General features: G+C 58.0%; 37 protein-coding genes and 1 pseudogene. 35 read left to right on the top strand and 3 right to left on the bottom strand.

Features of this window, described 5'->3' with window-relative positions; genetic code table 11:
- Positions 1-144 precede the first annotated feature (144 nt).
- Positions 145-981: a S24 family peptidase gene (locus AACW30_RS16365; protein WP_200625382.1), complete on the bottom strand. Its 837-nt coding sequence runs from the start codon at positions 979-981 to the stop codon at positions 145-147.
- 112 nt (positions 982-1,093) lie between these two features.
- Between AACW30_RS16365 and AACW30_RS16360 the strand changes: the two genes are divergently transcribed.
- The 21 genes and pseudogenes from AACW30_RS16360 (at position 1,094) to AACW30_RS16260 (ending at position 12,240) form a co-directional block, all read left to right on the top strand.
- Positions 1,094-1,330: a hypothetical protein gene (locus AACW30_RS16360; protein ID WP_017479602.1), complete on the top strand. Its 237-nt coding sequence runs from the start codon at positions 1,094-1,096 to the stop codon at positions 1,328-1,330.
- 50 nt (positions 1,331-1,380) lie between these two features.
- The gene (locus AACW30_RS16355; protein WP_200625338.1) at positions 1,381-1,995 is read left to right on the top strand and encodes a hypothetical protein; all 615 of its coding nucleotides are present in this window, start codon (positions 1,381-1,383) and stop codon (positions 1,993-1,995) included.
- Between the two features lie 69 nt (positions 1,996-2,064).
- Positions 2,065-2,925: a BRO-N domain-containing protein gene (locus AACW30_RS16350; protein WP_200625337.1), complete on the top strand. Its 861-nt coding sequence runs from the start codon at positions 2,065-2,067 to the stop codon at positions 2,923-2,925.
- A 1-nt stretch (position 2,926) separates the two neighbouring features.
- Positions 2,927-3,224 (top strand): annotated as a pseudogene (locus tag AACW30_RS16345) (phage replication protein); the annotation flags it as partial.
- A gap of 2 nt (positions 3,225-3,226) precedes the next feature.
- Positions 3,227-3,514 carry an HNH endonuclease gene (locus tag AACW30_RS16340; protein WP_267911453.1) on the top strand — a complete coding sequence of 96 codons (288 nt, stop codon included), beginning with the start codon at positions 3,227-3,229 and terminating at the stop codon, positions 3,512-3,514.
- The gene (locus AACW30_RS16335) at positions 3,511-4,440 is read left to right on the top strand and encodes a helix-turn-helix domain-containing protein (protein WP_200625335.1); all 930 of its coding nucleotides are present in this window, start codon (positions 3,511-3,513) and stop codon (positions 4,438-4,440) included. The genes AACW30_RS16340 and AACW30_RS16335 overlap by 4 nt, the downstream gene beginning before the upstream one ends.
- Positions 4,427-5,221, top strand: coding sequence for a hypothetical protein (locus tag AACW30_RS16330; RefSeq protein ID WP_200625334.1), 795 nt, complete (start codon positions 4,427-4,429; stop codon positions 5,219-5,221). Before AACW30_RS16335 ends, AACW30_RS16330 begins: the two co-directional genes overlap by 14 nt.
- Positions 5,221-5,724: a hypothetical protein gene (locus AACW30_RS16325; protein ID WP_200625333.1), complete on the top strand. Its 504-nt coding sequence runs from the start codon at positions 5,221-5,223 to the stop codon at positions 5,722-5,724. Before AACW30_RS16330 ends, AACW30_RS16325 begins: the two co-directional genes overlap by 1 nt.
- Entirely contained in the window at positions 5,721-6,059 is a 339-nt protein-coding gene (locus AACW30_RS16320; RefSeq protein WP_200625332.1) for a hypothetical protein, read from the top strand. The genes AACW30_RS16325 and AACW30_RS16320 overlap by 4 nt, the downstream gene beginning before the upstream one ends.
- A complete protein-coding gene (locus AACW30_RS16315) occupies positions 6,056-6,424 on the top strand; it encodes a hypothetical protein (RefSeq protein WP_200625331.1) in 369 nt (122 codons plus the stop codon). The genes AACW30_RS16320 and AACW30_RS16315 overlap by 4 nt, the downstream gene beginning before the upstream one ends.
- A gap of 253 nt (positions 6,425-6,677) precedes the next feature.
- Entirely contained in the window at positions 6,678-7,193 is a 516-nt protein-coding gene (locus AACW30_RS16310; RefSeq protein ID WP_200625330.1) for a hypothetical protein, read from the top strand.
- Positions 7,190-7,459: a hypothetical protein gene (locus AACW30_RS16305; protein WP_200625329.1), complete on the top strand. Its 270-nt coding sequence runs from the start codon at positions 7,190-7,192 to the stop codon at positions 7,457-7,459. The genes AACW30_RS16310 and AACW30_RS16305 overlap by 4 nt, the downstream gene beginning before the upstream one ends.
- Positions 7,456-8,073: a recombination protein NinG gene (locus AACW30_RS16300; RefSeq protein WP_200625328.1), complete on the top strand. Its 618-nt coding sequence runs from the start codon at positions 7,456-7,458 to the stop codon at positions 8,071-8,073. The genes AACW30_RS16305 and AACW30_RS16300 overlap by 4 nt, the downstream gene beginning before the upstream one ends.
- Positions 8,070-8,747, top strand: coding sequence for a hypothetical protein (locus tag AACW30_RS16295; RefSeq protein WP_200625327.1), 678 nt, complete (start codon positions 8,070-8,072; stop codon positions 8,745-8,747). Before AACW30_RS16300 ends, AACW30_RS16295 begins: the two co-directional genes overlap by 4 nt.
- 175 nt (positions 8,748-8,922) lie before the next feature.
- Complete coding sequence (locus tag AACW30_RS16290; RefSeq protein ID WP_200625326.1) at positions 8,923-9,240, top strand: FxLYD domain-containing protein; 318 nt, start codon at positions 8,923-8,925, stop codon at positions 9,238-9,240.
- Positions 9,241-9,667: 427 nt separating this feature from the next.
- On the top strand, positions 9,668-10,624 hold the full coding sequence (locus tag AACW30_RS16285) for a phage tail tip fiber protein (protein ID WP_234452718.1): 957 nt from the start codon (positions 9,668-9,670) through the stop codon (positions 10,622-10,624).
- Positions 10,625-10,774: 150 nt separating this feature from the next.
- On the top strand, positions 10,775-10,951 hold the full coding sequence (locus AACW30_RS16280) for a hypothetical protein (protein ID WP_200625325.1): 177 nt from the start codon (positions 10,775-10,777) through the stop codon (positions 10,949-10,951).
- 117 nt (positions 10,952-11,068) lie between these two features.
- Positions 11,069-11,407, top strand: coding sequence for a hypothetical protein (locus AACW30_RS16275; RefSeq protein WP_003218335.1), 339 nt, complete (start codon positions 11,069-11,071; stop codon positions 11,405-11,407).
- Positions 11,404-11,748, top strand: a complete 345-nt coding sequence (locus AACW30_RS16270) for a hypothetical protein (RefSeq protein ID WP_200625324.1) — start codon at positions 11,404-11,406, stop codon at positions 11,746-11,748. Before AACW30_RS16275 ends, AACW30_RS16270 begins: the two co-directional genes overlap by 4 nt.
- Before the next feature lie 49 nt (positions 11,749-11,797).
- The gene (locus AACW30_RS16265; protein ID WP_200625323.1) at positions 11,798-11,989 is read left to right on the top strand and encodes a hypothetical protein; all 192 of its coding nucleotides are present in this window, start codon (positions 11,798-11,800) and stop codon (positions 11,987-11,989) included.
- Positions 11,986-12,240 (top strand): hypothetical protein, encoded by a 255-nt coding sequence (locus AACW30_RS16260; RefSeq protein WP_200625322.1) that lies wholly within the window; start codon positions 11,986-11,988, stop codon positions 12,238-12,240. The genes AACW30_RS16265 and AACW30_RS16260 overlap by 4 nt, the downstream gene beginning before the upstream one ends.
- Positions 12,241-12,278: 38 nt before the next feature.
- On the opposite strand, the gene AACW30_RS16255 is transcribed toward AACW30_RS16260, so the two are convergent.
- Both AACW30_RS16255 and AACW30_RS16250 read right to left on the bottom strand, forming a co-directional pair.
- The gene (locus tag AACW30_RS16255) at positions 12,279-12,542 is read right to left on the bottom strand and encodes a hypothetical protein (RefSeq protein ID WP_179677586.1); all 264 of its coding nucleotides are present in this window, start codon (positions 12,540-12,542) and stop codon (positions 12,279-12,281) included.
- A gap of 187 nt (positions 12,543-12,729) precedes the next feature.
- Positions 12,730-13,251 (bottom strand): GNAT family N-acetyltransferase, encoded by a 522-nt coding sequence (locus AACW30_RS16250; protein WP_200625321.1) that lies wholly within the window; start codon positions 13,249-13,251, stop codon positions 12,730-12,732.
- A 73-nt stretch (positions 13,252-13,324) separates the two neighbouring features.
- Here AACW30_RS16250 and AACW30_RS16245 point away from each other — a divergent pair, with 73 nt between their 5' ends.
- From AACW30_RS16245 to AACW30_RS16180, 14 genes are all read left to right on the top strand, one after another.
- Positions 13,325-13,948: a putative metallopeptidase gene (locus AACW30_RS16245; protein WP_200625320.1), complete on the top strand. Its 624-nt coding sequence runs from the start codon at positions 13,325-13,327 to the stop codon at positions 13,946-13,948.
- Between the two features lie 32 nt (positions 13,949-13,980).
- Entirely contained in the window at positions 13,981-14,496 is a 516-nt protein-coding gene (locus tag AACW30_RS16240; RefSeq protein WP_234452717.1) for a DUF2280 domain-containing protein, read from the top strand.
- On the top strand, positions 14,493-15,824 hold the full coding sequence (locus AACW30_RS16235) for a terminase large subunit domain-containing protein (protein ID WP_200625319.1): 1,332 nt from the start codon (positions 14,493-14,495) through the stop codon (positions 15,822-15,824). Before AACW30_RS16240 ends, AACW30_RS16235 begins: the two co-directional genes overlap by 4 nt.
- A 4-nt stretch (positions 15,825-15,828) precedes the next feature.
- Complete coding sequence (locus tag AACW30_RS16230; protein ID WP_200625318.1) at positions 15,829-17,223, top strand: DUF4055 domain-containing protein; 1,395 nt, start codon at positions 15,829-15,831, stop codon at positions 17,221-17,223.
- The gene (locus AACW30_RS16225; RefSeq protein WP_200625317.1) at positions 17,224-18,336 is read left to right on the top strand and encodes a hypothetical protein; all 1,113 of its coding nucleotides are present in this window, start codon (positions 17,224-17,226) and stop codon (positions 18,334-18,336) included. It begins immediately after the preceding gene.
- Positions 18,337-18,662: 326 nt separating this feature from the next.
- On the top strand, positions 18,663-18,860 hold the full coding sequence (locus AACW30_RS16220; protein ID WP_200625316.1) for a hypothetical protein: 198 nt from the start codon (positions 18,663-18,665) through the stop codon (positions 18,858-18,860).
- Between the two features lie 122 nt (positions 18,861-18,982).
- Positions 18,983-19,771: a DUF6651 domain-containing protein gene (locus tag AACW30_RS16215; protein WP_116078715.1), complete on the top strand. Its 789-nt coding sequence runs from the start codon at positions 18,983-18,985 to the stop codon at positions 19,769-19,771.
- A gap of 75 nt (positions 19,772-19,846) precedes the next feature.
- The gene (locus AACW30_RS16210) at positions 19,847-20,995 is read left to right on the top strand and encodes a P22 phage major capsid protein family protein (protein WP_200625315.1); all 1,149 of its coding nucleotides are present in this window, start codon (positions 19,847-19,849) and stop codon (positions 20,993-20,995) included.
- Positions 20,996-21,052: 57 nt separating this feature from the next.
- The gene (locus AACW30_RS16205) at positions 21,053-21,388 is read left to right on the top strand and encodes a hypothetical protein (RefSeq protein WP_200625314.1); all 336 of its coding nucleotides are present in this window, start codon (positions 21,053-21,055) and stop codon (positions 21,386-21,388) included.
- A 1-nt stretch (position 21,389) separates the two neighbouring features.
- Positions 21,390-21,884 (top strand): DnaT-like ssDNA-binding protein, encoded by a 495-nt coding sequence (locus tag AACW30_RS16200; RefSeq protein ID WP_200625313.1) that lies wholly within the window; start codon positions 21,390-21,392, stop codon positions 21,882-21,884.
- The gene (locus AACW30_RS16195) at positions 21,884-22,273 is read left to right on the top strand and encodes a hypothetical protein (protein WP_200625312.1); all 390 of its coding nucleotides are present in this window, start codon (positions 21,884-21,886) and stop codon (positions 22,271-22,273) included. The genes AACW30_RS16200 and AACW30_RS16195 overlap by 1 nt, the downstream gene beginning before the upstream one ends.
- Positions 22,270-22,845, top strand: a complete 576-nt coding sequence (locus tag AACW30_RS16190) for a hypothetical protein (protein ID WP_200625311.1) — start codon at positions 22,270-22,272, stop codon at positions 22,843-22,845. Before AACW30_RS16195 ends, AACW30_RS16190 begins: the two co-directional genes overlap by 4 nt.
- Entirely contained in the window at positions 22,842-23,261 is a 420-nt protein-coding gene (locus AACW30_RS16185; RefSeq protein WP_200625310.1) for a phage tail terminator-like protein, read from the top strand. Before AACW30_RS16190 ends, AACW30_RS16185 begins: the two co-directional genes overlap by 4 nt.
- Before the next feature lie 70 nt (positions 23,262-23,331).
- Positions 23,332-23,988 (top strand): phage tail protein, encoded by a 657-nt coding sequence (locus AACW30_RS16180; protein ID WP_200625309.1) that lies wholly within the window; start codon positions 23,332-23,334, stop codon positions 23,986-23,988.
- Position 23,989: the final 1 nt, after the last annotated feature.

Raw genomic sequence — 23,989 nt, 5'->3', positions numbered from 1 at the left:
CGTTGCGGGACGTCAATTATATTCGGGCCGCGACGCCTATATATTCCTCAGCAGTCCTTTCTGTAACTGCCAAATTTTCAGCCCGCCAAAATATGACGTCAAGCAACTCCTCACGGCCGGATTGAGTTCCTGGAAATCTGCGGATCACACGGGCTGGCCGTTCCAGACGTAAAGTACCCTAGCCAGAATGTGCGTATCGTCGACCCGAATGTCCTCTGCGTCGTGGTGCTTGTTGTCCGAGATCATCTTGAAGCGGTCCCTGCCTTTCTTCTGCAGGCGCTTCACGTAAAGCATGTCGTCGTGGGAGAAGAGGTAGATGCCATCTCCAGTGAACTCCCGGATCGTAATGTCCACGAGTAGGGGATCGCGATCCTTGATGGTTGGAGCCATCGATTGACCCCACCCGGTGATCATCTTGAGATGGAAGTGCTCTTTGAAGGTGACCCCCAGATCGCGTAGATGCTTGGGGCTGACCCGTATGTCCTGGAGCATTTCCGGGTATTCGTGCGGGATCTGTCCGCCGCCCATCGCTGCCCGCACGTCGTAGTGCGCAATCCACACCTCGTCGCCAACCTGGCCGGGGCGAGAGAAGTCTACGGTTATGACGTTGCTCGTCTCGTCAGCAGCCGCAATGATCCTGTCACGAGCCGTGCTCGTTAACCCTTTGACCCTCGAAAGCATCTGCTTTATCTGGTCCGCCGCTGTCTGTGCGGATGTCTCGCCTGAGTGATCGCTCGAAGTCAGCTCTTCAGCTGGAGTTATCGACTCACCTGGCGATATGGAGTCAAACCAACCTCTGGGCAGCCCCTCAATCGCCTCGATTCTCCGCGCAACGTCGTCCCCCAGATTCTTCGCCGTCTTGTCCGACAAAATCTGGCTCAGGTGCGCAGGAGCCATTCCCCAGCGCTCGGCGCACGCGCCTTTCCGCTGGTTGCCTATGAGGCTGATCAGTTGTTGTTTACGAATCGCATAAATATCCATGCGGGCAAGAATGCCAGCGTTTAGCTCAATGCTAAATGTGCTCACAGCTAAATATTCCTTGCTACGATATTAGCCATAAGCTAAATTTCTCCTATGTTTAAGGAGAGCTCCCATGAATGACCATCTGCGTGACTGGCTCGCCAGCGCTTCAAACGAACGGCGCCAGTCAGTGGCTGCTGCTGCCAAGACGACGGTAGGGCACCTGTGGCAGTTGGCGGGCGGCCACCGAAAGGCCTCGGCTGACCTGGCAGAACGCCTTCAGGACGCATCAGGTGGAGAGATCACTATCGCTGGTTTGCGACCGGATCTTCTCGACCTGGCGCACAAAGTCCTACGCGGCGCCGCCTGACACCCCTGTTCCCCGCTCCATTGAAGCCAGATTAGAAGAGAGCAGTCCCCATGCAAACGTCCAGTTCCAGACACACCGTACAAACCCGTGATCAGGTGCTGGTCGCCCACGCTGCAAATCAGATCGCGCGCACCAGCTTGAGCCAGGACGATTTCGCCCAGGCACTGAGCCGCGAGCTGCACCTGTCGATCCCTGATCGCGCCAAGGAGAAGGTCGTCCCTGATTTCGATTCGCCCGAGCTGACCGGCGACGTGAGTGAGTTCGTGAAGGCGACCGGCCGCTGGCTCAAGCGTGTACAGCGCTGGCTAAACGGCGATCAGGAAATGCCGTCCTGGCTGGAGGAGTCTTGGGTCAACGCCCTTGAGCCTGAATACCGCGATCACTGCCTGAACGAACTGGCGAGCCGCCACGGCTTGACCGGCGCCCGCCAGATGACCAGCGACCAGTGCGCGAACAAAAGCTTCGGCGCACTGATCCGCGCCCTGGGCGATGTGATCGACACCGGCAGCGAAGTGTTTGACGACCAGGTGATGTGCGAACTGGATCTGCCGCACTTGCCAGCTTTCGCCAAGCAGTGCCGCCAAGTTGAAGCGAAGGCGGGGGAGTTGCGCCGCAAGGCTGAGGCTCTGCTCAACGGCAAGCCTGCACTGAAATCAATCGCCTGAATGCCAGGCACAAAAAAGCCGACGTACGAGGTCGGCTTTTTCTACAGCGGTAAACAACTGGAGCGAATCATGCACCAACACACAGAATCGATCAATACCCCCAACAATCTCGCGCCACGTTTTTCTCAATCTGAAAACGTGGCGCGGATTAAACCAGTGACACCTTTCGACTTCCATGGCTTCCCCGTCCGTGTAATTGACGACGGTCACGGGGAGCCTTGGTTTATAGCCAAAGACATCGCCGAAGCCCTGGGTTACGCCAACACCTCGAAGGCGATCAATGTTCACTGCAAAGCGGTCAGTACCTGCCATACCGAAATGGGAGGTCAGGTCCGCGCAGTCCAAATCATCCCTGAGCGTGATCTCTACCGACTGGTGATGAAGTCCAAGCTTCCGGCCGCTGAACAGTTCGAAGAGTGGGTGGTGGGCCAGGTCCTGCCGACCATTCGAAAGACGGGCTCTTACACCGCCCAGGAGACGAACAACTCCAAGGTCATTGGCGAGCTGGCAATCCTTGAGTGCTTCGATCGCCTACTGAAGCCTGCACCCTCCAGCAAAATGATGATGCTTGCTCAGATCGCTGCCAACAACGGGCTGGATGCCAAATTCCTCCCGGGCTACGCCGTCGACGCCGCTCCAGACGCTGCTGGTGGGTCTTCGATGCCAACCAAGGCAATCACCGCCCTGATCAAAGATCACTCCATCGCCAGCACCGCGCCGGGCTTCAACCGTGCCCTGGCTGCCCACGGCTTCCTCAAGGTCATGCAGCGCAAGAACTCCAAGCAGGAGACAGTCGAGTTCTGGTCGATCACCGAGAAGGGCATGGCCTACGGCAAGAACCTCACCAGCCCTCAATGCCCCCGCGAGACGCAGCCTCATTGGTACGTGGATCGCTTCCTCGAATTGGCCGCTAAGGTCGGGAAGGCCTGACATGCAGTACACCGTCACGATTAACCAGGTGAAGGCGCTGGAGTGGGGGCTGAATTCTCAGCAGGCCCTGCTGTTCGCGTTCGTCTATGGCTGCCCGAGCTGGGCCAAGCCAATCAAGACTGATGACGGGATCTTCTTCGCGCTGAGCAAGGCCAAGATCACTGAGGAGCTACCGCTGCTCACTGACAAGCCAGACACCGCTTACCGCATGCTGAAGGCCCTGGAAGAGGCCGGTTTGATTGAGCTGCAAACAGAGGCATTTCGACTAACCGAAAAAGGCTGTGAGTGGAATCCGAACCGCATGGGCCACGTCACCGCCCTCCAGCCTCCCGTTCTCCCGCCTCGGCGCCGGACGAAAAAGAAACCCATTCCTTCTGGACTGCGCGCGCAAATATTCGCTCGCGATGGTCACGCCTGCCTGCGCTGCGGCTGTTCGGTGCTGATGCGCTTGAGGGCTGATCACGTCGTACCTGAGAGCCAAGGTGGAGAGGCTTCTTTGGGCAACCTCCAGACCCTTTGCATGTCCTGCAATAGCTGGAAGGGCGTGCGGACGATTGATTTCCGCGCGTTCGCCGGAGGTGCAGCATGAGCATGGGCCTTATGGTTGCCGCAATGAAGCTTCGCGTTGGTAATCCGCTGCGCAAGCTGGTGCTAATCAAGTTGGCCGACAACGCCAGCGACGTAGGCGAGTGCTGGCCGTCCTACCAGCACATCGCCGATCAGTGCGAGATCAGCAAGCGCTCCGTCATGAACCACATCACCGCGCTTTGTGAGGCAGGACTGTTGCGCAAGGAGATCCGGAAGGGTGGACCAAAGGGGAATTCGTCGAACGTTTACTTCCTAACCCTCGACGGTGGTGGTGCACCTCCTGCACCAGGGGTAGTGCAGAAGATTCACCCGGGTAGTGCAGCAGGTTCACCCCCTAGTGAATCTCCTGCACCAGGGGGTAGTGCAGCAGTTGCACCCAGAATCAGTAACTCTCTTGAACCAGTCATGGAACCAGTCATTGAACCAATTGCACCCCCGGCTTCCGCCGAGGTTGTCCCGGCTCAGTCCCGCGGCTTGGTGCTGGTGGTTGATCGCACCGACACCCCACGGGTCGAGATCCCCGCCGACATGCCTGGCCCCAAAGACCAGACCTGCAAAACCTTCAAGGTCTGGGCGAACTACGCCATGGCTTACCGCAAGCGCTACAGCGCCTGGCCTGTGTGGAATGCCAAGGTCGGCGGCCAGCTCGGACAGTTGGTAGACCGTCTCGGCGCCGACGTCGCCCACCACGTCGCTGCCCACTTCCTGAAAACCAGCGATGCCGCTGTGCTGCGCAAGTGCCACAGCCTCAACGAGCTGCTGGCCAACGCCGAGAGCTATCACACCCAGTGGGTGACCGGGCAGCGCATCAACGGCACAACCGCCCGCCAGATGGAACGGACAGAGGCGAACCACTCCGCAGCGGAGCAGGCCGCCCAGATGGTTCTGGCCAAACGCCAAGCAGGTGACCGCAATGAATACCTCTGAAATGAACGACCAGCAGGTTGCCGGGCTGGCCGCCGCCATCTGCGCCACCGCCGAGGCCATGGGCCAGGAAATGAACCCAGGTACCGCAGCGATGATGGCTGAAGACCTCTGTGCTTATCCGGTGCCTGTCGTGAAAGCCGCACTGAAGGCTTGCCGCTTCGAGGTGAAGGGCAAGCTGGCGATGGCCGACATCCTGCAGCGCGTCCAGTCCTCCGATGGCCGACCTGGAAAGGATGAGGCCTGGTCGATTGCTCTGCTCGCCGGCGACGAAATCGAGACTGTGGTGATGACCGCTGAAATCCAGCAGGCCATGACGGCCGCCAGCCCGATACTGCGCCTGGGCGATAAGGTTGGCGCTCGGATGGCTTTCATGGGCGCTTACGAGCGCTTGGTTTCCGCTGCTCGGGCCGAAGCGGTACCGATCACCTGGAGTGTCTCGCTCGGGTTTGATCCTGCGCGGCGCGTGACGGCCATCGAGTCGGCAGTACGTATGCAGCTAATCACCCATGAAGCGGGCAGCCAATACCTGTCTGATCTGCGTATCGCGCCAATCACCGCCGACGGCCAAGCAATCGCTGGATTGATCACTGGCTCAACTGTAGCGCCATCGCCACACCTCCGGGAAAAGCTCGCTGAGGTTCGTCAGATTGTCACAGCAGCCAAGGCTCGGCAGGAGCGCGAACGACTCAAGAAGGCCCAGGTTGACCGGGTCGATACATATCTACGCAAGCGCAAAGCCCGCGAGGCTATTGCAGCAGTACAGCGCAAAGGGGCCATCTGATGAACGAATCCCGACAATCCCAAATCCTCGCCGGCCAGTCCTCAATTGCCCAGAAGATCTTCTCCTACGTCCCGATCCAAACGAGCTGGAGCAACCACGAAATCCACGGCGCCGTATCGACAGCCAAGGCTACAGGCGCATCGCCTTATGCCATCCGTCGCGCCCTTGGCGAACTCAAGGAAGCCGGCCTGATTCGTGAACCGATCGGCGGCAAGTTTCAACGTGACGCAGCAACCCCTAAGCCAATCAAGGAGCAAGCCGTGACCCAGGTAGCCAAACAGACCGTAGTTTCAATTAAGAAGTCCGAAGGCGCCTTGGATGTCCTGGCCAGCCTTTCCGGTGAAGTGGTGGGCCTGGCTGATGACTTCAGCAAGCGCATGAAGGCACTGGCGGCTCGCATCGAGGAGGTGGCGCTGTCCGTAGAGGCTGAGCGCGAGATCAATGCAGCAGCCGTGGGCAAGCTGAAACAGCTGCAGGATCTGCTGAAGGGGATCTCGCAATGAAGACTTCTAGCCAAGTAGTAACGCGCCTCGCTGATGCAGCGCTGATCGCAGGCCTGATTTTCGGTAGCTCTGACGTGAAAATGTTCGTCTTCTGGGTGATCAGCATCATGGTTGTCTTGCTGTTCTTGGGGTTGCTAGCGATGAGCCCAGCGATTGCGGAGAAGATTCAGGGACGATCCTTGGCAACGAAACTCCTCCACGTTCTAATTTCCATGATTTACATCGGCGCGCTCATCTATGCCGGATTCCCGATCCTCGCAGCTCTGTACGCGGTTGCCTATGTGGCTGTCCGTATTGCTGCTGAGTCGAAACTGACGCCACAGGTGAAGCCATGACCGACTACACCAAGCTTCAAGCACGCTGTCAGCGCCCTGTAGCTTCGCTTTATGAGGCCAATGACCTACTTGCCAAGTGTCGTGAGGCGCTTGGCCGGCTTGTCGCGGATAACGATCATCTCGCTTTGTGTGCTCGGCAGTGGGAAGACGCTGCCATGCAGTGGGGTGCCGAGCGCGACCAGCTCAAGGCCGAGAACGAGGCGTTGCTCACGGCTCTCAAGGGCATGACCTCCATGTACGGCTTCTGCTGGGATCTGGTTGATGGCGGGCTGCTTTGCATGCAGAGCAACGTTCAGCGCTTCGAAGATGCACACGAGGCGGCACAGAAGGTGCTCGCCGCCATGAGCAAGGGAGAACAGTCATGACTGACTTGAATCAGCTTTCGTCGGCAGCCCGATCTGCCGCAATGCGTGGCGGAACTACTGGCTGGGGGCAAGTCGGGGGCCTTGCCGAGCATATCCTGTACATGGAAGTGCGCCCAAAGCGCCGCGGCCGTCAACCTAAGTGCCATTGCGGCTGTGGGACGCCTAAAACGCATATCGGCAAGGCCAATGGCGTGGCCCTCACGGGTGGCTGTGAATTCTACGTCCGGCGCTGGGTGAAAGCGGGGGGGCGGCCATGAGCAAGTCAGCAAAGCCTCGCCCAATGCCCGTGTACCTGGTGCTGCGCCGCCTGGTAGATCCCGCCACAGGCAAGGAGGTGGCCGCATTCGTGCCGTCCTCCGACGCAGACCGGTCGATCCTTCGCGAGCGGGATTTCCGGATTAACACGAAGATCCGCGCTGACCTCAAGCAGCCACGCAACCCAAGGTTTAACGGCTTGGTCCATGGCCTGGGCCGGGTGCTTAGCCAGAACATCGACCGTTTCTCTGGCAAGCAGTCACACGACGCTATCAAGGCCCTGCAGCTGGAGTCGGGTGTGTACTGCGACGAGGAACTGTTCGACATCCCTGGCTTGGGCCAGCTCACCCGCAAGACACCCCGCAGCCTTTCCTACGACTCGATGGGGGAGGAGACATTCCAAGACTTCTGGCGCCAGTGCTGCGCGTACCTGGTGCTGCACGATTGGCCAACGCTCACGGAAGAGCGCCTGACCGAAATGGCCGAGTTCGAAGCGTTCAAGGAGGCCGCATGAGCCATAACTTCAAGCCGGGCGATCTGGCACTGGTGATTTCAGGTGGGTACCTGGGCGAGACCGCGGAACTGGTGCGTTTTGTAATGCCTGGCGACCTGATCGTCTCACCCACCACGGGCAAGGTTTACGAATTCAGGCCGGCGGCCGGAGTAGGTGGATGGTTGTGCAAATTCAGATGCATGCATGCGGTAAAGCACGAAAAGAACCTGATGCCCCTACGCGGCAACTTCACATATGAGCAACAGAAAGCCAAGGAGGCTGTATGAAGCGCACCCCACTACAGCGCAAAACCCCGCTCGCGTCCGGCGGTCCACGCCGCCGGCGCTGCCCAGCGTGCCGAGTGATGTTCGTGCCTGCCCGGGCCGCGCAAGCCGTATGCGGGGAGATCGAGTGCGCGATTGCTCATGGGAAGTCGGAGAAAGGCCGGGCGATCGCCGGGAAGGCCTTGGCAGAAGTAGGGCGCCGCGAGATCAAGGTCCGCAAGGAGAAGCTGAAGAGCAGGGCGGATCACCTCAAGGATACGCAGCAGGCATTCAACGCCTGGATACGGGCGCGCGATGCTGGTCAGCCATGCATCTCATGCGGCACCACGGCGGACGTTCAATACTGTGCGGGCCACTACAGGACGACCGGCTCCTGCCCGGAGCTGCGTTTTGAGCCGCTGAACGTGCACCTCCAATGCAACAAGAACTGCAACCTATCGAAGTCCGGGAACATCCTCGGCTACCGCCCGCGCCTGCTGGAAAAGATCGGCGCCGAGAAGCTGGCCTGGATCGAAGGGCCTCATGCGGCCAAGAGGTACACCATCGAACAACTGAAGGCGATCACCGCTGAATATCGGGCCAAGACCAAAGAACTGAAGAAGGGGCAGGCAGCATGAAACTGATCAACGCAAGGCAGGTATGGACCGAAGCTCAGCACGAATCGAACGCGTCGATCAGCGCTGTGGCCATCGACAAAGCACAATCGGTACCGATCAAGAAAGGGCAGCGCATGCGCCGCGCCGAGGCTGTGTTCGCTGCGCTTGGGGAAGACAAGGAGGGGCGCATTCAGGTTGTGCGCCAGAAGATCAGCATCAGCGAGACCCGCGGTACGCCCGCCGGCCGATCCACCGCTCGCGCCGCGCACCTGGCCACCATCGGCAAGGTACTGCGCGCCATCGACACGCTGCCGTTCCAGGTGCAGCAGTTCGGACACTACCTGTACCACCCGGCTATGAACATGCGGCACCTGCTGAATGCGGTGCTGCTGATCACTGCCAAGGCCGCGCTGCCAGACCTGACTTCGGCCAAGCGCGTGAAGGCGCAATACCTGGTTACTCTGGCCCTGCAGTCGTATAAGGGGGAGGTCGCTGGATCGGCAGAGTGGGGGCCGGCTCGGGTATCCGCAGAGATGATGGCGTTCTTCGGTGCCACGGTGGATCAGAACAACTGGAACCGCGATTGGCGAGACCTGTGGATTGCACTGAGAAAGGTCATCGAAGAAGTGGATATACAGGCGCAACAACCACTATGGCAGGTGATTCACTCAGAAAATGACAAGGATGCGGCATAAAGTTATTGACACGAATGAATATTGAAGGTACTTTTCCCATAGTGCACAAGTAACGCGAAACGCACACGAAGCCCTGAACCCGGCCGACAGCCGGGTTTTTTGATGATGTTATATTGACATATGGCTCGTTAAAATGTCCGAATGTGGCTTCGCCCTCACATGGATGGACTTCGTAATGCGCGTTTTCTTAGCTTCGATTCTGCTGATTTTTTCCGGGTATCTATTCGCGGATAACCGCCTTCAAGTCGATACATTCGAAGTCAAGACCTATGCCGATGGCAAGGTAGTAGAAGGTATTGCAAGAAATACGAGCAGCCAGAATTTAGGAAGCGTTTACGTGAAATTCAAGCTGTATGACAGCGGTGGAGCTGTTGTTGGTACGGCCATTGATAATGGAAGTAATATTGGCCCTGGAGAAAAGTGGAAGTTTTCTGCAATTCCTGACACGCCTTCATTTTCCAAAGTCCAGTTCAGCGAAGTAACCATCTATTAAGTAGAGCATCAGTAATCTCATGAAATAGCCCCGCCTTCGAGTGGGGCTTTTTTGTGGTCGCTAAAAAAATTCACCTGTAGCCAGCACAGCCCTCGGGAAGGCCTGGACGTCGATGGCCGGATAGTGCGACGTACGGAAACAACACCGGCAGCCCGTGCACCCTGACCTCACTGTGCTTCCAGGGTGGCGCGAGGCAGGAACGGCGAGATCGATGCATTGGGGCGTCGACGCTGTGATTGTCTTTGGCGGGCAGCGCGGAAAGACGCGCACCTTATGCAGATGATTGCGCAAGCTGAAGCGCTACAACCGAAGGCCGCTCGTAAGTCCGGGACCGGGGTATGAAAACGTCGGAGATCAGCACCGGCCATCTGCACCCATTATGAGTCTCGGCATTTGCTGGGGCTTTTCTCGTTATGAGGCACAGCAAATGTCCGGCTCTATCCAATCAAGCAATTACGTGCCGGGCGTTTCCGGCTGGAAGCTCAACCCTGGCGGTGACTTCGAGATCAACTCCTGCACCCTCGGTAGCGCGGCGAATGCGCCAGAGCGCCAGATGGTATCGGTCGAAGTGACCAGCTGGAGCAAGTACGACTTGCCCAAGAACGCTGCCAACCTGCTCCAGTTCATGCAGGCCGAGCTGCAACGTGTTCCGGAAGAGTATCGCCACGCCGCCGAGTTCGAAGAGTTCGATGCAAGCTACGGCGATGAGTCATTCAATGCTCGCCTGTTCCTGAGCTACTCCCGTCTCGAGACCGAGGAAGAGCTTGCCAATCGGCTCGCGAAGGCGAAGTGCGCCGGCACGCGGATCGTGCGCGCGGGTGGCTGCACTACGGTGATTCATGACGGTGTCGTTCGCTGGAAGTTTGGCAACTTAGACGCACCGCTGCCTGATCCCGAGCAACCTGAGCCCTTAAAGGTTGATGGCGATCAGGGCTACATCAGCAAGGCCTTTGTCGATGATGGTTCGGTCACGAACGCCAAGATCGGCGCTGGATTCTACGTTCCTATCCTCGGCGTGTATGTCGATACGGATGGTCGACTCCGCGTCAAACGAGATGATACTTCCAGTGATGAAGGTCTCGACAGCAAGCTCGCCGCCAATTGGTCGCTGAAGATGCAGGTGGACACCAGCGGCCAGTACGTCGCCGCTGGCATTGGCCTGGGCTTGTCGTCGCAGTTCGTTGTGTCGGCAGATCGCTTCGCCATCATCGACCGCAGCGCCTTGGACATCCGCCGCGACATTGCCGACAAGATCGGCGAGACCAATCTTGGTCAAGACCTGAAAGAGCAGGTTGAGAAATTGACTCTGGCGCAGGCCGACCAGGTCAAGGAAATCATCCACGCCGAACTTCGTCAGGGCGGTCTGCTCTGGCGACGCCGCTAATCCATTCCTTCACTCCCTCACCGGGAGAATTCGGGTTTTTTATTGCATAAGTTTCCCCAAGCCCTCAGAGCCTCTGACTTGTCACGCTGATGAGGGCCCTATTCAGAGCCTCTGCATACGCAGAGGCTTTTTCGTTTACGGAGGTTCGACATGGCGCTGAGAAGTCTCGAAGAAACCAAGCCGTTTGTGGTGGTCGATACCATCGTTTTCATCAACTACGCGACGATCAGTAATTTCATGATCGAAAACGCAAAACATGCCGACTTGGTTACTCCAGAGCAGCGCTCTTTCCTGAAAGGACTCACGTTCGGGCCTATCAATCGTTAATTCACGGCCTGCCACTGTGCGGGCCTTTTCGTTTTCGGCCCCACCACACCCATTGCTCTGAGCTGGGAGTGCTGCTGGGGCTGACCTATTTCAAGCATGCCCCACGGAGTCGAGCGCATGGAGTATCTACAGCGCCTGCTCGACAAGATCGACAGGTTCGAATTATTGATCGCGGGCCTCGTTGGCGCCGTGATCGCCAGTTGGTGGCACAAGGACGACCTGAACGACTGGCGTGCCTGGATGATCTTCCTCATCACCGGCATGGCTTGCTCGATCTACCTGACGAGTATGGTCAGCACCTACCTGGGCGTGACCGAGCCGAAGATCGTCGCCGGGATCGGCTTCCTGCTGGGTGCATTCGGAGGCTCGCTCCTGGCGGCCATCAATCGAGCCATCAAATCCGCTGACCTCTGGGCGCTCATTCGCCAGCGGTTCGGGGGAGGCAATCCACCATGAATCTTGAACTGATCAACTCCATCGCCTGTGGCCTTATCGCGCTGTGGGCTGCCTGGTGCGTACTGAGCGGTAAGGTGAGGGACGGCATCCTCGGCAAGCTGATCTACACCACGATCGCCATCACTGGCTTCGTTGTGTCGGTGCGTAGTCAGAACATCTTCTTCGGCCCGACCACTGCTGGCCTGACGCTGCATGTAGCTTTGGCTCTGGCTGGCGCCCGACACATCTTCATGGTCACGTACTGGCAGCCGGTTAAAGCCTGGCTTTGCCGGACGCTCAACTGCGAGCACTGCATGCGCTGTGACAAGGCGCCAGGTGGTGTCGAGCGCCGGGGTAAGTAATCCGCGCCACGTTTTCGAATGCGCCAAATCGTGGCGCGAGGTTTTGCAGATGAGCAACGTCACCCGACTGCGGCACGCACTCCCGATGAGCCCGGACATCAACGCGGCTGTGAACGATATGGATAGCGCCATCGCCAAGGCTGTAGACGCTGCGAAGAACGCTGGGCTTCCGCAAGGCCTGATCGTTGGGTTGCTCCACGGCCACGCACATGCACAAACCCACCAGATGGTGGCCGAATGACCGTCAAGGTTCTGGAGTTCAAGCGGGAAGACTGGCGCGACGCCGCCAAGACCCTGCGCAAGATCGCCGATGACCTGGACACCGGTGAGCATCCCGAGTGCACCGTGGGCGCCTTGACGCTGATCGGCGCGAAGGGAGAGGTCACTGTGTTCGGCCTCGGCCCTAAGTGCGATGACCTGCAATGCCTGGGTGCCATGCGCCTGGGTGAGCAGAAGCTGATTGATGTGCTGCTGGATAGCGGGGAAGGGTAGGTGTGCCGCAGATAAGTGCGGCACGCTATAGAACTGATTTAGCGGGTTTGAAACAACACGCATTGCACCACGGGTTGCGAGGCTTCAATGCAGGCTGCGCCGCGTTCATGCAACGGTTGATAGAGGCTGCCGACTATGAAGCCCATGAGTGCAACGACTACACAGTAAATCCCAGCCCGCTCCCTTGGGGCCTCGGTGCGGTTCGCATAAGCCACACCGCGGCGCACCTGTCGCGCGAACAGATAGAGCACGACGAAAGCGGCTGCGATCAAAAAGCTAAAAATACCGACTTCTGGAATCATGGTTTTTCTCTCAATGATTTATGAATCAATAACCTGACAAACACTTGGCGTCACTAGTTTGTCGGCGTCGAGCTGATTGTTGATTTCTATCTGAGATCAATTCAAGTACGTGATGTCCCGAATTTAAAAAATAGATAGAGAAAGCGATGACAATCAAGCAACCCGACTGGGAGGCAATCGAACGTGCCTACCGGGAAAGCTTACGGCACATAACGACCATCCCGATTTCGGCTATGTCGGTACTGAAGGGGATTTCGCCCAGCGCCCTGAATCCGAAGCTCTCGTAGAAGCGCTGCGCGTTTGAGTTGCTCTTCAGTACGTCCAGCCATATGAAGCCTTCATTGCGGTTCTGCGCCGAGTCGTGAATGAACTGGAGAAGCTGCTTCCCATGGCCCTTGCCAGCCTGAGATTTGAGGAAGTAAATTTTTTGGAGTTCGGCGCCAACCTGATCAGACATTGGGATTGGTTTAGACCAGTTGACCTTCGAAAAACCTACGGCCTGGTCTTCCTCGTTAAGCGCAATGAACCAGCAATGATTGATAGGTGATCCGATAGATTTCTGCAGTTCAGAAACTGAAAAGTCCTCGCTTAGGAAGTTCTCTATTCCTTCCGCGGTCCAGATATCAGAAAAGTGCTCTTTGTAGGTCGCTATGCCGATGTCTTGGAGCGCTTGAAGGTCTTCAATCGTTGCCTCTCGAATCGTGATCACTGTTCCGCTCCTTGCGCCAAATGACTCCAACCAATACCGATAACCAGCCACTAATACAAGCTCAGGGTGAACTGTGGATAGGCCATACCCTCCATCGTCGCTGCTTGAGCTGTCCGAGCTTTCAGACTTTGGCATCCGACTGACTCCCGCCCCTGATGTTTGGGAGTGGCTCCAAGTCGAGGTCCTCGCCGACACTGGCAGCATTCACAACGAAGACCATGCCCACTTACAGGATGCAGATATCCGGATTATGTGGGCGTCGTCGAGCTTCGAGAAGCAGGGTCGCACAGTACTTGGCCAGGCCGAACAGGTAGCGTTCCGCGCCGGAGGTTGGCAGAAAGCCCGGATGGAACAACAGATGCGTGATTGGTTCGGTGATGTGCCGGCCTTCATCATCACGTTGGCTGCTGATTACTGCGCGCAGTGCAGCGACCTTGAGTTCTGCGCCCTGATCGAACATGAGCTGTACCACCTGGCTCACGCGACCGACAAGTACGGTCAACCAGCATTCACCCAAGAAGGTGCACCGAAGATCAAGCTGCAGGGCCACGACGTCGAAGAGTTCGTCGGTGTGGTTCGCCGCTACGGTGCAAGCCGTGACGTTCAAGCGTTGGTGGATGCTGCAAACAGTCCTGCTGAGGTGGGGAAATTGAACATTGCGAGGGCCTGCGGAACCTGTCTGCTCAAGTCGGCCTGATTCCATGACAGGTATTGACGGATGACAACCCTATGGCAGTACTACGAAGCGAGGTCAAAGCCTTTATCGTTCAGGCTCTGGCCTGCTTCGATACGCCATCCCAGGTGGTAGCAGCGGTCAAGACAGAGTTCGGGATTGAGATCACCCGCCAGCAATGCGAAACGCACGATCCGACAAAGTTTGCCGGGCAGAAGCTCGGCAAGACCTGGGTGGACCTATTTCATGCTGCGCGAAAGCGATTCCGCGAAGAAACGACGGATATACCCATTGCCAATCGCGCGTACCGGCTCCGCGGCCTAGGACGACTTGCCGAGAAGGCCGAAACCATGCGTAACCTGGCGCTGACTGCCCAGCTTTATGAGCAGGCCGCCAAAGAGACCGGCGACGTATACGTCAATCGCCGCGTTGAGCCTGACAAGTCGCTAGATGAAGAAATCAAACGTCTTGAGATCGAGAAGCGTAAGGCCGAGCTCAAGCTGATAGAGAAGGGCGGTGACAACTCCAATGCCCAGCTGCTGGCCGATTTGATCGCGAGGCTGCCGTCATGATCGCTAACACTGGCAACCTGATGCTGGGCCGTCAGTTGTCTCGTTGGTACCCGCTCAAGGATCACCCGGTGCAACTCGCCTTGGTGGCCGCTGTGTCTGAAGGCATTCGCTTCCCGTTGGTGCCTGCTGGTCGTCGTAGCGGCAAGACTGAGCGTTTCAAGCGCTTCGTGGTGAAGCAGGCATCGGCGTACACCGGAATGTACTTCGCCGCCGCACCAACGCACGCCCAGGCCAAGAAGATCTTTTGGGATGACCTCAAGGCTTTCACGCTCAGCTGCATGCACAGTCGCCGGCCGTCCGAGTCGGACCTGATCATCTATCTGGACAACGGCAGCGAGATCCACGTCATCGGCCTGGACAAGCCACAGCGGATCGAAGGTATCCCGTGGACGGGCGGCGGCATCGACGAATTCGCCGACATTAAGCCGGACGCCTGGGAGGCAAACATTCTCCCGGCGCTGAACACCGTCAACCCGACCATGCCGGATTACCGGGCCTGGTGCTGGCTGCTCGGCGTACCTGACGGCTTGAACCACTACTACGACCTGTGCATGCAGGCCGAATCAGGCAATGACCCAAACTTCCGGGTGTTCCATTGGAAATCGGCCGAGATTCTGCCGGCTGACGTAATGGACGCAATGAAGCGGGCTATGTCGGCCAAGCAGTTCAAGCAGGAATTTGAAGCATCGTTCGAAACGGCGTCTGGCCGGATCTACGAGGACTACAGCAAGGCGAACACCACAGATGCAACCATTGAGCCTCATGAGCAGCTGATGTGGATGCACGACCAGAACTTCACGCCTCTGTCATCGGCGGTTGGTGTCAGGCGCAACAATGGCAAAGACCTGTACCTGCTGGACGAGATTGTCCTGATCAGCGCTGTATCCAAACAGGCCGCCATAGAGTTCGTTGACAAGTTCAAGGATCACCAGAACAAGCACGTCCTGATCTACGGCGACCCCGCCGGCAAGGCAGGCGAGAAGCACGGTCACGCATCCGACTACACCGACATCGAGGGCGTGCTGAAGGCCAATGGCTGGACGTACACGCGCAAGGTCAAGCCGGCGCACCCATCCATCAAGGACCGGCAGAACGCCGTACGGGCGAAGATCCTGACCGCGTCAGGCGAAACAAGCCTGTTCATCAACCCAGTTACCGCGCCCTGGTGCCACAAGGGCTTGAGTACGGTCCAGCTTCAGATGGGTTCGACCTTCCAGGAAGACCAGAAAAACGACTACCAGCACATCACCACGGCGATCGGCTATTGCATCGACGTTGAGTGGCCGTGCATCAAACGCGCTGCATCCACTGAATCTCTGAGAATGTGACCCCATGAGCAATGACCCAAGCAAAACGCTACCGGCAGTAGACGCCATGCGCGAAGACTGGGCTCTTGTTGATGCGCTGATGGGTGGAACGAAGGCGATGCAGCTGGCTGGCAAGCTCTACCTGCCGAAGTGGCCAAAGGAGGACGACGACGCCTATAAGGAGCGTCTGTCGCTCTCCACGTTACTGCCTGCGTTCAGCGAGACCGTCCAGAACATGAAGGGCAGGGTGTTCGCAGAAAATATCGCGCTCGGAGACGATGTGCCTGAGTCGATCAAGGCCTACGTGCAGAACTTCGACCGCCAGGGAAACAACCTGCAGGTCTGGGCTCAGCAGTTGTTCACTGTCGGGCTTTCCCATGGTCTATGCCATGTGTTGGCTGATTATCCGAAGACGAAGGATGAGCAAGGCAACTCTGTTGTACGAACAGCAGCTGACGAGAAGGCCGCAGGTGTGCGCCCGTACGCGGTGATGATTCATCCTCAACAGGTTATTGGGTGGCTTACCGAAGAGAAGGGTGGCGAATGCTCGTTGTCTCAGTTCTGGTATGCAGAGGCTGTCGAGGAGCGCACTGGTGATTTTGGCGTAACCATCACACCTCAGATCAGGGTGCTGATTCCTGGCGGCTGGAGGGTGTACCGCAAGACTGAGGACACCAACGGCAAGAAGGAGTGGACCAAGACTGATGAGGGAACGAATACGCTCCCGGTCATCCCTCTGGCTACTTTCTATACCAAGCGCACAGGCTTCATGACTGCAATGCCGCCGCTGCTTGAACTGGCTCACCTCAACAAGAAGCACTGGCAGTCCCAAAGCGATCAGGACAACATCCTGCACGTCGCTCGGGTGCCGATGCTGATGATCTCCGGTATTGACGACGACGCTTTCGAGCTCAAGGTCGGGACTAGCTCCGCTACCAAGCTGCCTACCGGCGGCGACATGAAGTGGGTGGAGCATACTGGCTCCGCCATTGAGGCCGGACGCAAGTCGTTGGAAGATCTTGAAGACCAGATGCGTATCGCTGGCGCTAAGCTGCTCCAGAAGGACAAACAATCCACGAAGACTGCGACACAGGCCGAGGAAGAAGCTGCTCAGGAAATGAGCCCGCTGCAAACTATGGCCGGGCAACTTGAGGACACGCTTGACCAGGTGCTCCAGTATTTCGCGCTCTGGAAAGGCGAGAAGGAGGGTGGACACGTGAAGGTGAATGGCAACTTCGACGTGGACTTCGCGCCGGAAACGACGCTACCACTGCTACTCAATATGGCAACCCAAGGTCGGCTCTCTGACGAAACCCTGTTCAATGAGTACAAGCGCCGCGGCGTGGTCTCGGATGACATTGAGTGGGCGGTCGAGAAGCAGAAGATCGCCGACCAGGGGCCAGCGCTCGGAGCTCTCTAAATGGCAACGGTCAACCAGATCATTGAAGATGAGCACATTGCTCATGCGGTGTCGTTGGAGAAGTACAAGCTCGGCGTGGTGCGGCGCATCATCGCTTTGCTCAATCGGTCAGATGCCAGCCTGTCGGCAGCGCTGACTGAAGCGCTTGAGCGGATGCCTGCCGAATCGTTCACCGTCGAACGTCTGGAGTTGTTGTTGGATGAGGTGAGGGCGGTCAATGCCCAAGCCTATGATCAAGTATTCACAGCGCTTGAGGCTGACTTACAGGAGCTTGCAGGCTACGAATCCAACTGGCAGCAGACGCTGTTTCGGAAGGCGATTCCGGAACCGGTCCTTGTACGCTTCCCGCTCGTCAGCATCGGCGCTGAGCAAGCCTACGCGGCGGCAATGTCCCGGCCATTTCAAGGACGTCTGCTGAGCGGCTGGGGCAAACAGGTCGGTGCTGAACGCATGGTCAAGGTTCGTAACGCGATTCGGTCTGGCTATCTGGAAGGGAAAACAACCGACCAGATCATCCGGAGTATTCGCGGCACCCGAGCTGCAGGCTATGCCGATGGTTTTCTTGAGAGACCACGAAAGGACTTGGCTGCGGTCGTCCAGACTGCGATCAGCCACACGGCGGCCGCTGCCCGCGAACAATTCAACGTGGCAAACAAGGAAATCCTCAAGGCGGAGGACTGGCTCAGTACGCTGGATACGAAGACATCCAATGACTGCATCATCCGAGACAAGCGTCCGTATGAGGTGGGTACGCACAAGCCGATTGGACACAAGATACCTTGGCTACAAGGTCCTGGGCGGATTCACTTCTGTTGCCGAAGCACTTCGACGCCGCGGACCAAGTCATGGAGAGAGCTTGGCATCCCCATTGACGAGATGACGCCAGGTCAGCGTGCAAGCATGGATGGCCAGGTGCCGGCGGATACGAACTACAGCAACTGGCTTGAGCGTCAGTCGGACGCCCGCAAGGTTCAGGTGCTTGGCCCAGTGCGCTATCAGCTCTACAGGGATGGCAAAAGCCTCGAGGACTTTTACTCGCCTACAGGTGAATGGCTGACTCTGGATCAGATCAAGCAGCAGGATGCGCAGGCATTCGCTAAGATTGCAGCATGACCGACAAGCCGAAGCTTCACCTCATCCAAGGTACGCCAGCCCCGGACACTGCGGCGGAGCAGGTGCGCAAGCGTGTTCGCGCTATGCCAAAGCCCGCAACGATGGTCCAGTGCCATCGCTGCGGCGGGCGTGAGGTGATCGAAACGAAGATTGCCGTACTGATGAAGAATGGTAGGCCGACTGGCGGGACCAAGGCGCTGATTTGTGTTGGGTGCTTGCTCAAGGGAGAAAGGGTAGTGCTGTAGCTATTAATGGCCTTTTGATGTCGAAGACGGAAAGTGTAAAGATATGGGGCACATCCAATCCCTTATTTATGGCGATAAAACATGCGATTAGTGAAAGACAGTACCACTCTCGAGATTGATGTGACTCCTCACGCGGTAACAATGCTGAGAAGGCTTGCTGATGACATCGAAAGCGGCGTTGCGAAGGTTAAATCCGCGCATCGGATTTCTGATCCGCAAAAGCTTCCAGAGCAGTTTTTCGTTGTTGTGTTTGACAAGGATCCGGTAGCAGACCTTTAAGTTAATTTTGAGCACCAAGCCCTGGCATCCGCCGGGGCTTTTTTATGGGCGCAATTCCGGATGGATAGCGCCGCACCGGGCCGGATGGCCCACAAGATGGGCGGATGCCCGGAGATGAACCGATGAAACTGAAACTCGACGAGCAAGGCCATGTGGTTGTGCAGGATGGCAAGCCGGTCTACACGCATGAGGATGGTAAGGACGTGGCGTTTGACGCGCCGTCGGCTGTATCCAAAATCACCGCGCTGAACGCCGAAGCCAAAGGGCACCGCGAAGCCAAAGAAACCGCAGAGGCTCGCGCCAAGGCATTCGAGGGCATCGAGGATCCTGAAAAGGCCCGCGCAGCACTGGCAACTGTCGCCAACCTTGACGCTGGGCAGCTCGTCCAGGCTGGGAAGGTTGACGAGATCAAGCAAGCAGCCATCGCCGCAACCGAAGAGAAGTTCAAGGCCCAGGTGACTACTCTCGCTGAGCAGATCAAAACTGTCACCGCGGAGCGCGACACCACCACCGGCATTCTCTACCAGGAGAAGATCGGCGGCGCCTTTGGCCGCTCTAAGTTCGTCACCGACAAAATCGCCGTTCCGCCCGACATGCTACAGAACACCTTCGGCAAGGCTTTTAAAGTCGAAGAAGGCAAGGTCGTGGCTTATGGCGACGATGGTAACAAGATCTACAGCCGCGCCCGTCCTGGCGAACTGGCTGACTTCGACGAGGCGCTGGAGGCCCTGGTCGAGCGCTACCCGTACCGCGACAACATTCTCAAGGGTTCCGGTGCCAATGGCGGCGGCGCTCCGAACAATGGTGGTAAGGGGGGTGACAAGAAGACCCTTCCGCGAGCCGCATTTGATGCGCTTGATCCTGCCGCAAAGGCTGATCACGCACGCAATGGCGGCTTGGTAACTGACTGACCAAAGCCGCCGGGTGTTGCCCGGCAAGTAATCAATGCCCGCCACTGAGCGGGCTTTTTTGTGGAGAAAGCCAAAATGGCGAACACCCTTAACGGCCTGGTGCCGGACCTGTACGAAGCGCTGGATGTTATCTCGCGAGAGCTGACCGGCTTCATTCCTGCGGTATCCCGCGACTCGTCCGTTGCACGGGCTGCTATCGGTCAGGACGTACTCGTCCCGATCACCAGCGCAGAAGCTGCTGCTGACAACATCCCCGGCGTAACCGCTCCAGACACTGGTGATACCGCAGTCGACAGCGTCGCCGTAGCCATCACCAAAAGCAAGCACGTTCCGGTTCGTTGGAACGGCGAGCAGACCCGGGGCCTGCAGAATGCTGGCACCTTCTCGACCATCCAGGCCGATCGTTTCTACCAAGCCATGCGGACACTGGTGAACGAGATCGAGAAGGACTTGTGGTTTGAGGCTTATCGGAACGCTTCCCGCGCCTTCGGCACCGCCGGCACCACCCCATTCGGTACCGCGGCGGACCTGTCCGACTTCGCAGGCGTCCTGGGTGTGCTGGAACAGAATGGCGCACCAACGAATGACCTGCAGCTGGTTTTGGGTCACTCGGCCATCGGCAACATGCGTGGCAAGCAGTCTGGCCTGTTCAAGGTCAACGAGGCGGGCTCCAGCGACATGCTGCGCAACGGTATGACCGACCGCATCATGAACATGGCGATTCGTCACTCCCACCAGGTGGGCCGACACGTCAAAGGCACCGGTGCTGCGTACGTCACCAATGGCTCCACCGCGATCGGCGCGACCAACATCGCTCTGGCGACCGGCACCGGTACTGTTCTGGCTGGCGACATCGCGACCTTCGCGGCTGACGGTGACAACAAATACGTCGTTGGCGCTGGTGTTGCGGCCCCGGGCACCATCACCCTCAACAAACCCGGCTCGCAGATTATCATCCCGACCGGCAACGCCCTGACCCTGGGTAACTCGTACACTGCCAACGTGGCGTTTGCCCGCTCGGCGATCGTACTGGCTACCCGTGCCCCGGCAATGCCTGAGGGCGGTGACTCGGCGGACGACGTGATCACCATCACCGACCCGCTGACCGGTCTGTCGTTCGAGATCGCGGTCTACCGCCAGTTCCTGCAAACGGCCTATCACGTGCGTCTGGCCTGGGGCTGCCGCGCGATCAAGGATGAGCACATCAGCCTGCTGCTCGGCTAACTCAACCACAACGACAACCAGGGGCTTCGGCCCCTGCGTTGTTTCTGGAGAATGACAATGGCTGGACTGACGAAAGAACAGAAGGCGGCAAAGGCGCTGCTGGCCAAGGCTATCGAACTCAGTGGTTTGAGCGCGGAAGCCTTTGAGGCCCTGGGTGAGCAAGAGCGTGCCGACTGGAGCAAAAGCGCACAGGATGCGATTGATTTGGCTGCGGCAGATGCTCAGCGTCTTGCGGATGAGGCAGCGGCGGCTAAATCGCAAAGCAAGCCTATCGTGGAGGACGATGAACCGGACTACACCGGCCTGGTGAAGGTTGAGCACGGCGGCGAAGAACTGCACGTTCATCCCTCCTGCCTGGACGACCACAAGCGACTCGGCTGGAAAGAGGTCTGATATGGCTCTGGTGATCGAGAACGGCAAGGTGGTGCCAGGCGCCGATAGCTTCGCAACGGCCGCCGAACTGGTCACCTATGCCACGAACTTCGGCAAAACAATCCCCGCTGATGAGGTGGCGCAGGAATCCCTGCTACGCCGCGCCGCCCTGCAAATGGATGCGATGCCATGGAAGGGTAAGGCTGTGAGCCGTGACCAGGCGCTGGCTTGGCCCAGGGCCGAGGTCAAGCGTCAGGGCTGGGTGTTGCGCTTCGACGAGATCCCGCCACAGATCAAGGCCGGCCAAATGGCATTGGCCACCGAGATCCATGCCGATGACTTGATCGCTCCCGAAACCAAAACGGGAGCCGTTGTTTCCGAAACTGTTGGGCCGATCAGCACCACGTTTGCAGTTGCCACCAAGTCGGTGAGCAAGCCAGCAGCAACTCGGCAGTCGTATGCCCAGTTCTCCGGCCTGCTGGAATCCTCAAGTCAGGTCAACCTGGTACGAAGCTGATGGCAGATATCTATGATCGTGCAAAGGCGAGCGCTGCACGGATGCTGGCGCCGCGCTCGAGAGGCGGCAAGGGGTTGGAGCTATCCCTAGTTCGGGTCACTACCGGTGATTACGACCCTGAGATTGGCGGCAGTCCTGTCACCATGGAGCAATTCAACGGCTCAGGGCTTCGCCAAAACTATCGCCAGCAAGATATCGACGGCTCGCTGATCAAGCAGGGGGACGTCAAGATCCTCATCTCTCCAGTGCTGCTGGATGGCGCAGACACGCCCCAACCGGTGACGCTGGACAAGATCACCTTCGATGGCGACACCTACACGGTTCAGCACGTCGATCCTTGGGACTACGCCGGCATCGCTGTCGGCTTCAGTGTGCAGGCCAGAAAATGAGCTTCTCACTCGACTTGAAGGCGTTTGTGGAGAGAGCGAAGGGTAATGTCGAGCAGGTAATTCAGAAAACATCTATTGATTTGCTGTCTGCGGTGGTTGATCGATCCCCTGTAGGGAACCCAGAGCTATGGGCGATTAACGCTACGGCTACGCAGTACAACGCGGAAGTAGAGCGCCTCAACACGGAAATGCGCAACAACCCAAAGAACCTGTCAAAGAATGGTCGCATGAAGCCTGGGCGACTGATCAGGGATGGCATGGACCTGGTAGCCGGCAAAGACTATGTCGGCGGCCGCTTCAGGGGTAATTGGCAGGTATCGTTTGATGCGGCTATTACCGGGAACATCGAGCGGATTGACCCAAATGGTAGCGCCAGTAAATCAGCCGGCGCTGCGCTGATGCAAACATTCACCACTGAGGTAGGCACGATCTGGATGATGAACAACCTTCCTTACGGTCCGCGTCTTGAGTATGAAGGCTGGTCGAGCCAGGCACCGGCGGGCATGGTGCAGGTTTCCGTCACCGAGGCTCAAACCTATCTCAATAAGGCCCTTTCGGAGCTATCGAAATGAGCGACAGAATCATCCGAAGCCTTTTCGAGGCTCGCCTGAAAGCATGGGCGTCGGCCCGTGTTCCTGCGCTGCCGATTGCCTACGAAGACGTGGCGTTCACGCCGCCGACCAATGACGCTCCATACCTGAAAATATTCCTCCTGCCGGGAAATACTGACAGCGAGGATCTTGAGGGCAAGCACACTTCGTATCGCGGCGTGCTGCAGATCAGTGTCGTAACGAAGGCTGGTGAGGGGCGGGGGGCTGCCGGGCTGATTGCCGATGAGATCTCGGCGCTCTATCCAAAAAACATGGCGCTCACGAAAGCAGAATTCACCGTGTTCATCCGTTCGCCAATGGCGACTGCTGGAGCAATCCAGGGCGATACAACCAGTTCACTGCCTCTGTCCTTCCAGTACAGGGCTGACACCTTCTAATCCGCCCATTGGGCAAACCCAGAACCCGCCATTGAGCGGGTTTTGTCATTTCTGCAAAGAGGAAAAACCCATGGGCTACAAGATCCCCAACGGCGGCACCTTCCAGCACGCCGCGACCTACGCCGCTGTACTGGCTTTCACTGCCATCTCCAACGCGTCCGAGGCCGTGGCCACCGTCGTTGGCAGCACCCTGGCCGCTGGCGATATCGTTCTGCTCAGCTCCGGCTGGAGCAAGCTGGACAACAAAGTGGTGCGCGTGAAAACGGCCACAGCCACCGCTATCACCCTGGAAGCGATCGATACCACTGACACGCAGATCTTCCCGGCCGGTAACGGCGCAGGAACCATGAAGAAGGTGTTGACATGGGTACAGATCCCTCAGGTAACCGACTTGGCCTTCTCGGGTGGCGAACAGAACTATCTGGATGTGGTGTTCCTTGAGAACGATCAAGGCAAACAAATCCCAACTGACAAGTCCGCCGCCAGTATGGTGCTAACCATTGCCGATGATCCGGCCCAGCCATTCAACGCTGTGCTGATGGCTGCCGACGCAGGCAAGCAGGTGCAAGCAGCCCGCCTCAACCTGCCGGGCAATGACACGCTGCTCTACGGGGCCTATACATCGTTCTCAAAGCAGCCGGCTGTCTCGCGCAACAACCTGCTGACCCGCACCGTCAACCTGGCGCTGCAGGCCGAGCCAACCCGCTACCTGACCGTGGTGGCGTAAA

The sequence above is a fragment of the Pseudomonas sp. MF6747 genome (assembly GCF_963890955.1).
In the GTDB taxonomy this organism is placed as follows: Bacteria; Pseudomonadota; Gammaproteobacteria; order Pseudomonadales; family Pseudomonadaceae; genus Aquipseudomonas.
Note: the sequence above shows the minus strand (reverse complement) of the source record. Positions and strands in the feature narration are given on the sequence as shown.

Excerpts from the sequence above, each read along its gene's own strand:
- AACW30_RS16365 (WP_200625382.1), bottom strand. The coding sequence starts at position 981 with ATGGATATTTATGCGATTCGTAAACAACAACTGATCAGCCTCATAGGC.
- AACW30_RS16360 (WP_017479602.1), top strand. The coding sequence starts at position 1,094 with ATGAATGACCATCTGCGTGACTGGCTCGCCAGCGCTTCAAACGAACGG.
- AACW30_RS16355 (WP_200625338.1), top strand. The coding sequence starts at position 1,381 with ATGCAAACGTCCAGTTCCAGACACACCGTACAAACCCGTGATCAGGTG.
- AACW30_RS16350 (WP_200625337.1), top strand. The coding sequence starts at position 2,065 with ATGCACCAACACACAGAATCGATCAATACCCCCAACAATCTCGCGCCA.
- AACW30_RS16340 (WP_267911453.1), top strand. The coding sequence starts at position 3,227 with ATGGGCCACGTCACCGCCCTCCAGCCTCCCGTTCTCCCGCCTCGGCGC.
- AACW30_RS16335 (WP_200625335.1), top strand. The coding sequence starts at position 3,511 with ATGAGCATGGGCCTTATGGTTGCCGCAATGAAGCTTCGCGTTGGTAAT.
- AACW30_RS16330 (WP_200625334.1), top strand. The coding sequence starts at position 4,427 with ATGAATACCTCTGAAATGAACGACCAGCAGGTTGCCGGGCTGGCCGCC.
- AACW30_RS16325 (WP_200625333.1), top strand. The coding sequence starts at position 5,221 with ATGAACGAATCCCGACAATCCCAAATCCTCGCCGGCCAGTCCTCAATT.
- AACW30_RS16320 (WP_200625332.1), top strand. The coding sequence starts at position 5,721 with ATGAAGACTTCTAGCCAAGTAGTAACGCGCCTCGCTGATGCAGCGCTG.
- AACW30_RS16315 (WP_200625331.1), top strand. The coding sequence starts at position 6,056 with ATGACCGACTACACCAAGCTTCAAGCACGCTGTCAGCGCCCTGTAGCT.
- AACW30_RS16310 (WP_200625330.1), top strand. The coding sequence starts at position 6,678 with ATGAGCAAGTCAGCAAAGCCTCGCCCAATGCCCGTGTACCTGGTGCTG.
- AACW30_RS16305 (WP_200625329.1), top strand. The coding sequence starts at position 7,190 with ATGAGCCATAACTTCAAGCCGGGCGATCTGGCACTGGTGATTTCAGGT.
- AACW30_RS16300 (WP_200625328.1), top strand. The coding sequence starts at position 7,456 with ATGAAGCGCACCCCACTACAGCGCAAAACCCCGCTCGCGTCCGGCGGT.
- AACW30_RS16295 (WP_200625327.1), top strand. The coding sequence starts at position 8,070 with ATGAAACTGATCAACGCAAGGCAGGTATGGACCGAAGCTCAGCACGAA.
- AACW30_RS16290 (WP_200625326.1), top strand. The coding sequence starts at position 8,923 with ATGCGCGTTTTCTTAGCTTCGATTCTGCTGATTTTTTCCGGGTATCTA.
- AACW30_RS16285 (WP_234452718.1), top strand. The coding sequence starts at position 9,668 with ATGTCCGGCTCTATCCAATCAAGCAATTACGTGCCGGGCGTTTCCGGC.
- AACW30_RS16280 (WP_200625325.1), top strand. The coding sequence starts at position 10,775 with ATGGCGCTGAGAAGTCTCGAAGAAACCAAGCCGTTTGTGGTGGTCGAT.
- AACW30_RS16275 (WP_003218335.1), top strand. The coding sequence starts at position 11,069 with ATGGAGTATCTACAGCGCCTGCTCGACAAGATCGACAGGTTCGAATTA.
- AACW30_RS16270 (WP_200625324.1), top strand. The coding sequence starts at position 11,404 with ATGAATCTTGAACTGATCAACTCCATCGCCTGTGGCCTTATCGCGCTG.
- AACW30_RS16265 (WP_200625323.1), top strand. The coding sequence starts at position 11,798 with ATGAGCAACGTCACCCGACTGCGGCACGCACTCCCGATGAGCCCGGAC.
- AACW30_RS16260 (WP_200625322.1), top strand. The coding sequence starts at position 11,986 with ATGACCGTCAAGGTTCTGGAGTTCAAGCGGGAAGACTGGCGCGACGCC.
- AACW30_RS16255 (WP_179677586.1), bottom strand. The coding sequence starts at position 12,542 with ATGATTCCAGAAGTCGGTATTTTTAGCTTTTTGATCGCAGCCGCTTTC.
- AACW30_RS16240 (WP_234452717.1), top strand. The coding sequence starts at position 13,981 with ATGGCAGTACTACGAAGCGAGGTCAAAGCCTTTATCGTTCAGGCTCTG.
- AACW30_RS16235 (WP_200625319.1), top strand. The coding sequence starts at position 14,493 with ATGATCGCTAACACTGGCAACCTGATGCTGGGCCGTCAGTTGTCTCGT.
- AACW30_RS16230 (WP_200625318.1), top strand. The coding sequence starts at position 15,829 with ATGAGCAATGACCCAAGCAAAACGCTACCGGCAGTAGACGCCATGCGC.
- AACW30_RS16225 (WP_200625317.1), top strand. The coding sequence starts at position 17,224 with ATGGCAACGGTCAACCAGATCATTGAAGATGAGCACATTGCTCATGCG.
- AACW30_RS16220 (WP_200625316.1), top strand. The coding sequence starts at position 18,663 with ATGCGATTAGTGAAAGACAGTACCACTCTCGAGATTGATGTGACTCCT.
- AACW30_RS16215 (WP_116078715.1), top strand. The coding sequence starts at position 18,983 with ATGAAACTGAAACTCGACGAGCAAGGCCATGTGGTTGTGCAGGATGGC.
- AACW30_RS16210 (WP_200625315.1), top strand. The coding sequence starts at position 19,847 with ATGGCGAACACCCTTAACGGCCTGGTGCCGGACCTGTACGAAGCGCTG.
- AACW30_RS16205 (WP_200625314.1), top strand. The coding sequence starts at position 21,053 with ATGGCTGGACTGACGAAAGAACAGAAGGCGGCAAAGGCGCTGCTGGCC.
- AACW30_RS16200 (WP_200625313.1), top strand. The coding sequence starts at position 21,390 with ATGGCTCTGGTGATCGAGAACGGCAAGGTGGTGCCAGGCGCCGATAGC.
- AACW30_RS16195 (WP_200625312.1), top strand. The coding sequence starts at position 21,884 with ATGGCAGATATCTATGATCGTGCAAAGGCGAGCGCTGCACGGATGCTG.
- AACW30_RS16190 (WP_200625311.1), top strand. The coding sequence starts at position 22,270 with ATGAGCTTCTCACTCGACTTGAAGGCGTTTGTGGAGAGAGCGAAGGGT.
- AACW30_RS16185 (WP_200625310.1), top strand. The coding sequence starts at position 22,842 with ATGAGCGACAGAATCATCCGAAGCCTTTTCGAGGCTCGCCTGAAAGCA.
- AACW30_RS16180 (WP_200625309.1), top strand. The coding sequence starts at position 23,332 with ATGGGCTACAAGATCCCCAACGGCGGCACCTTCCAGCACGCCGCGACC.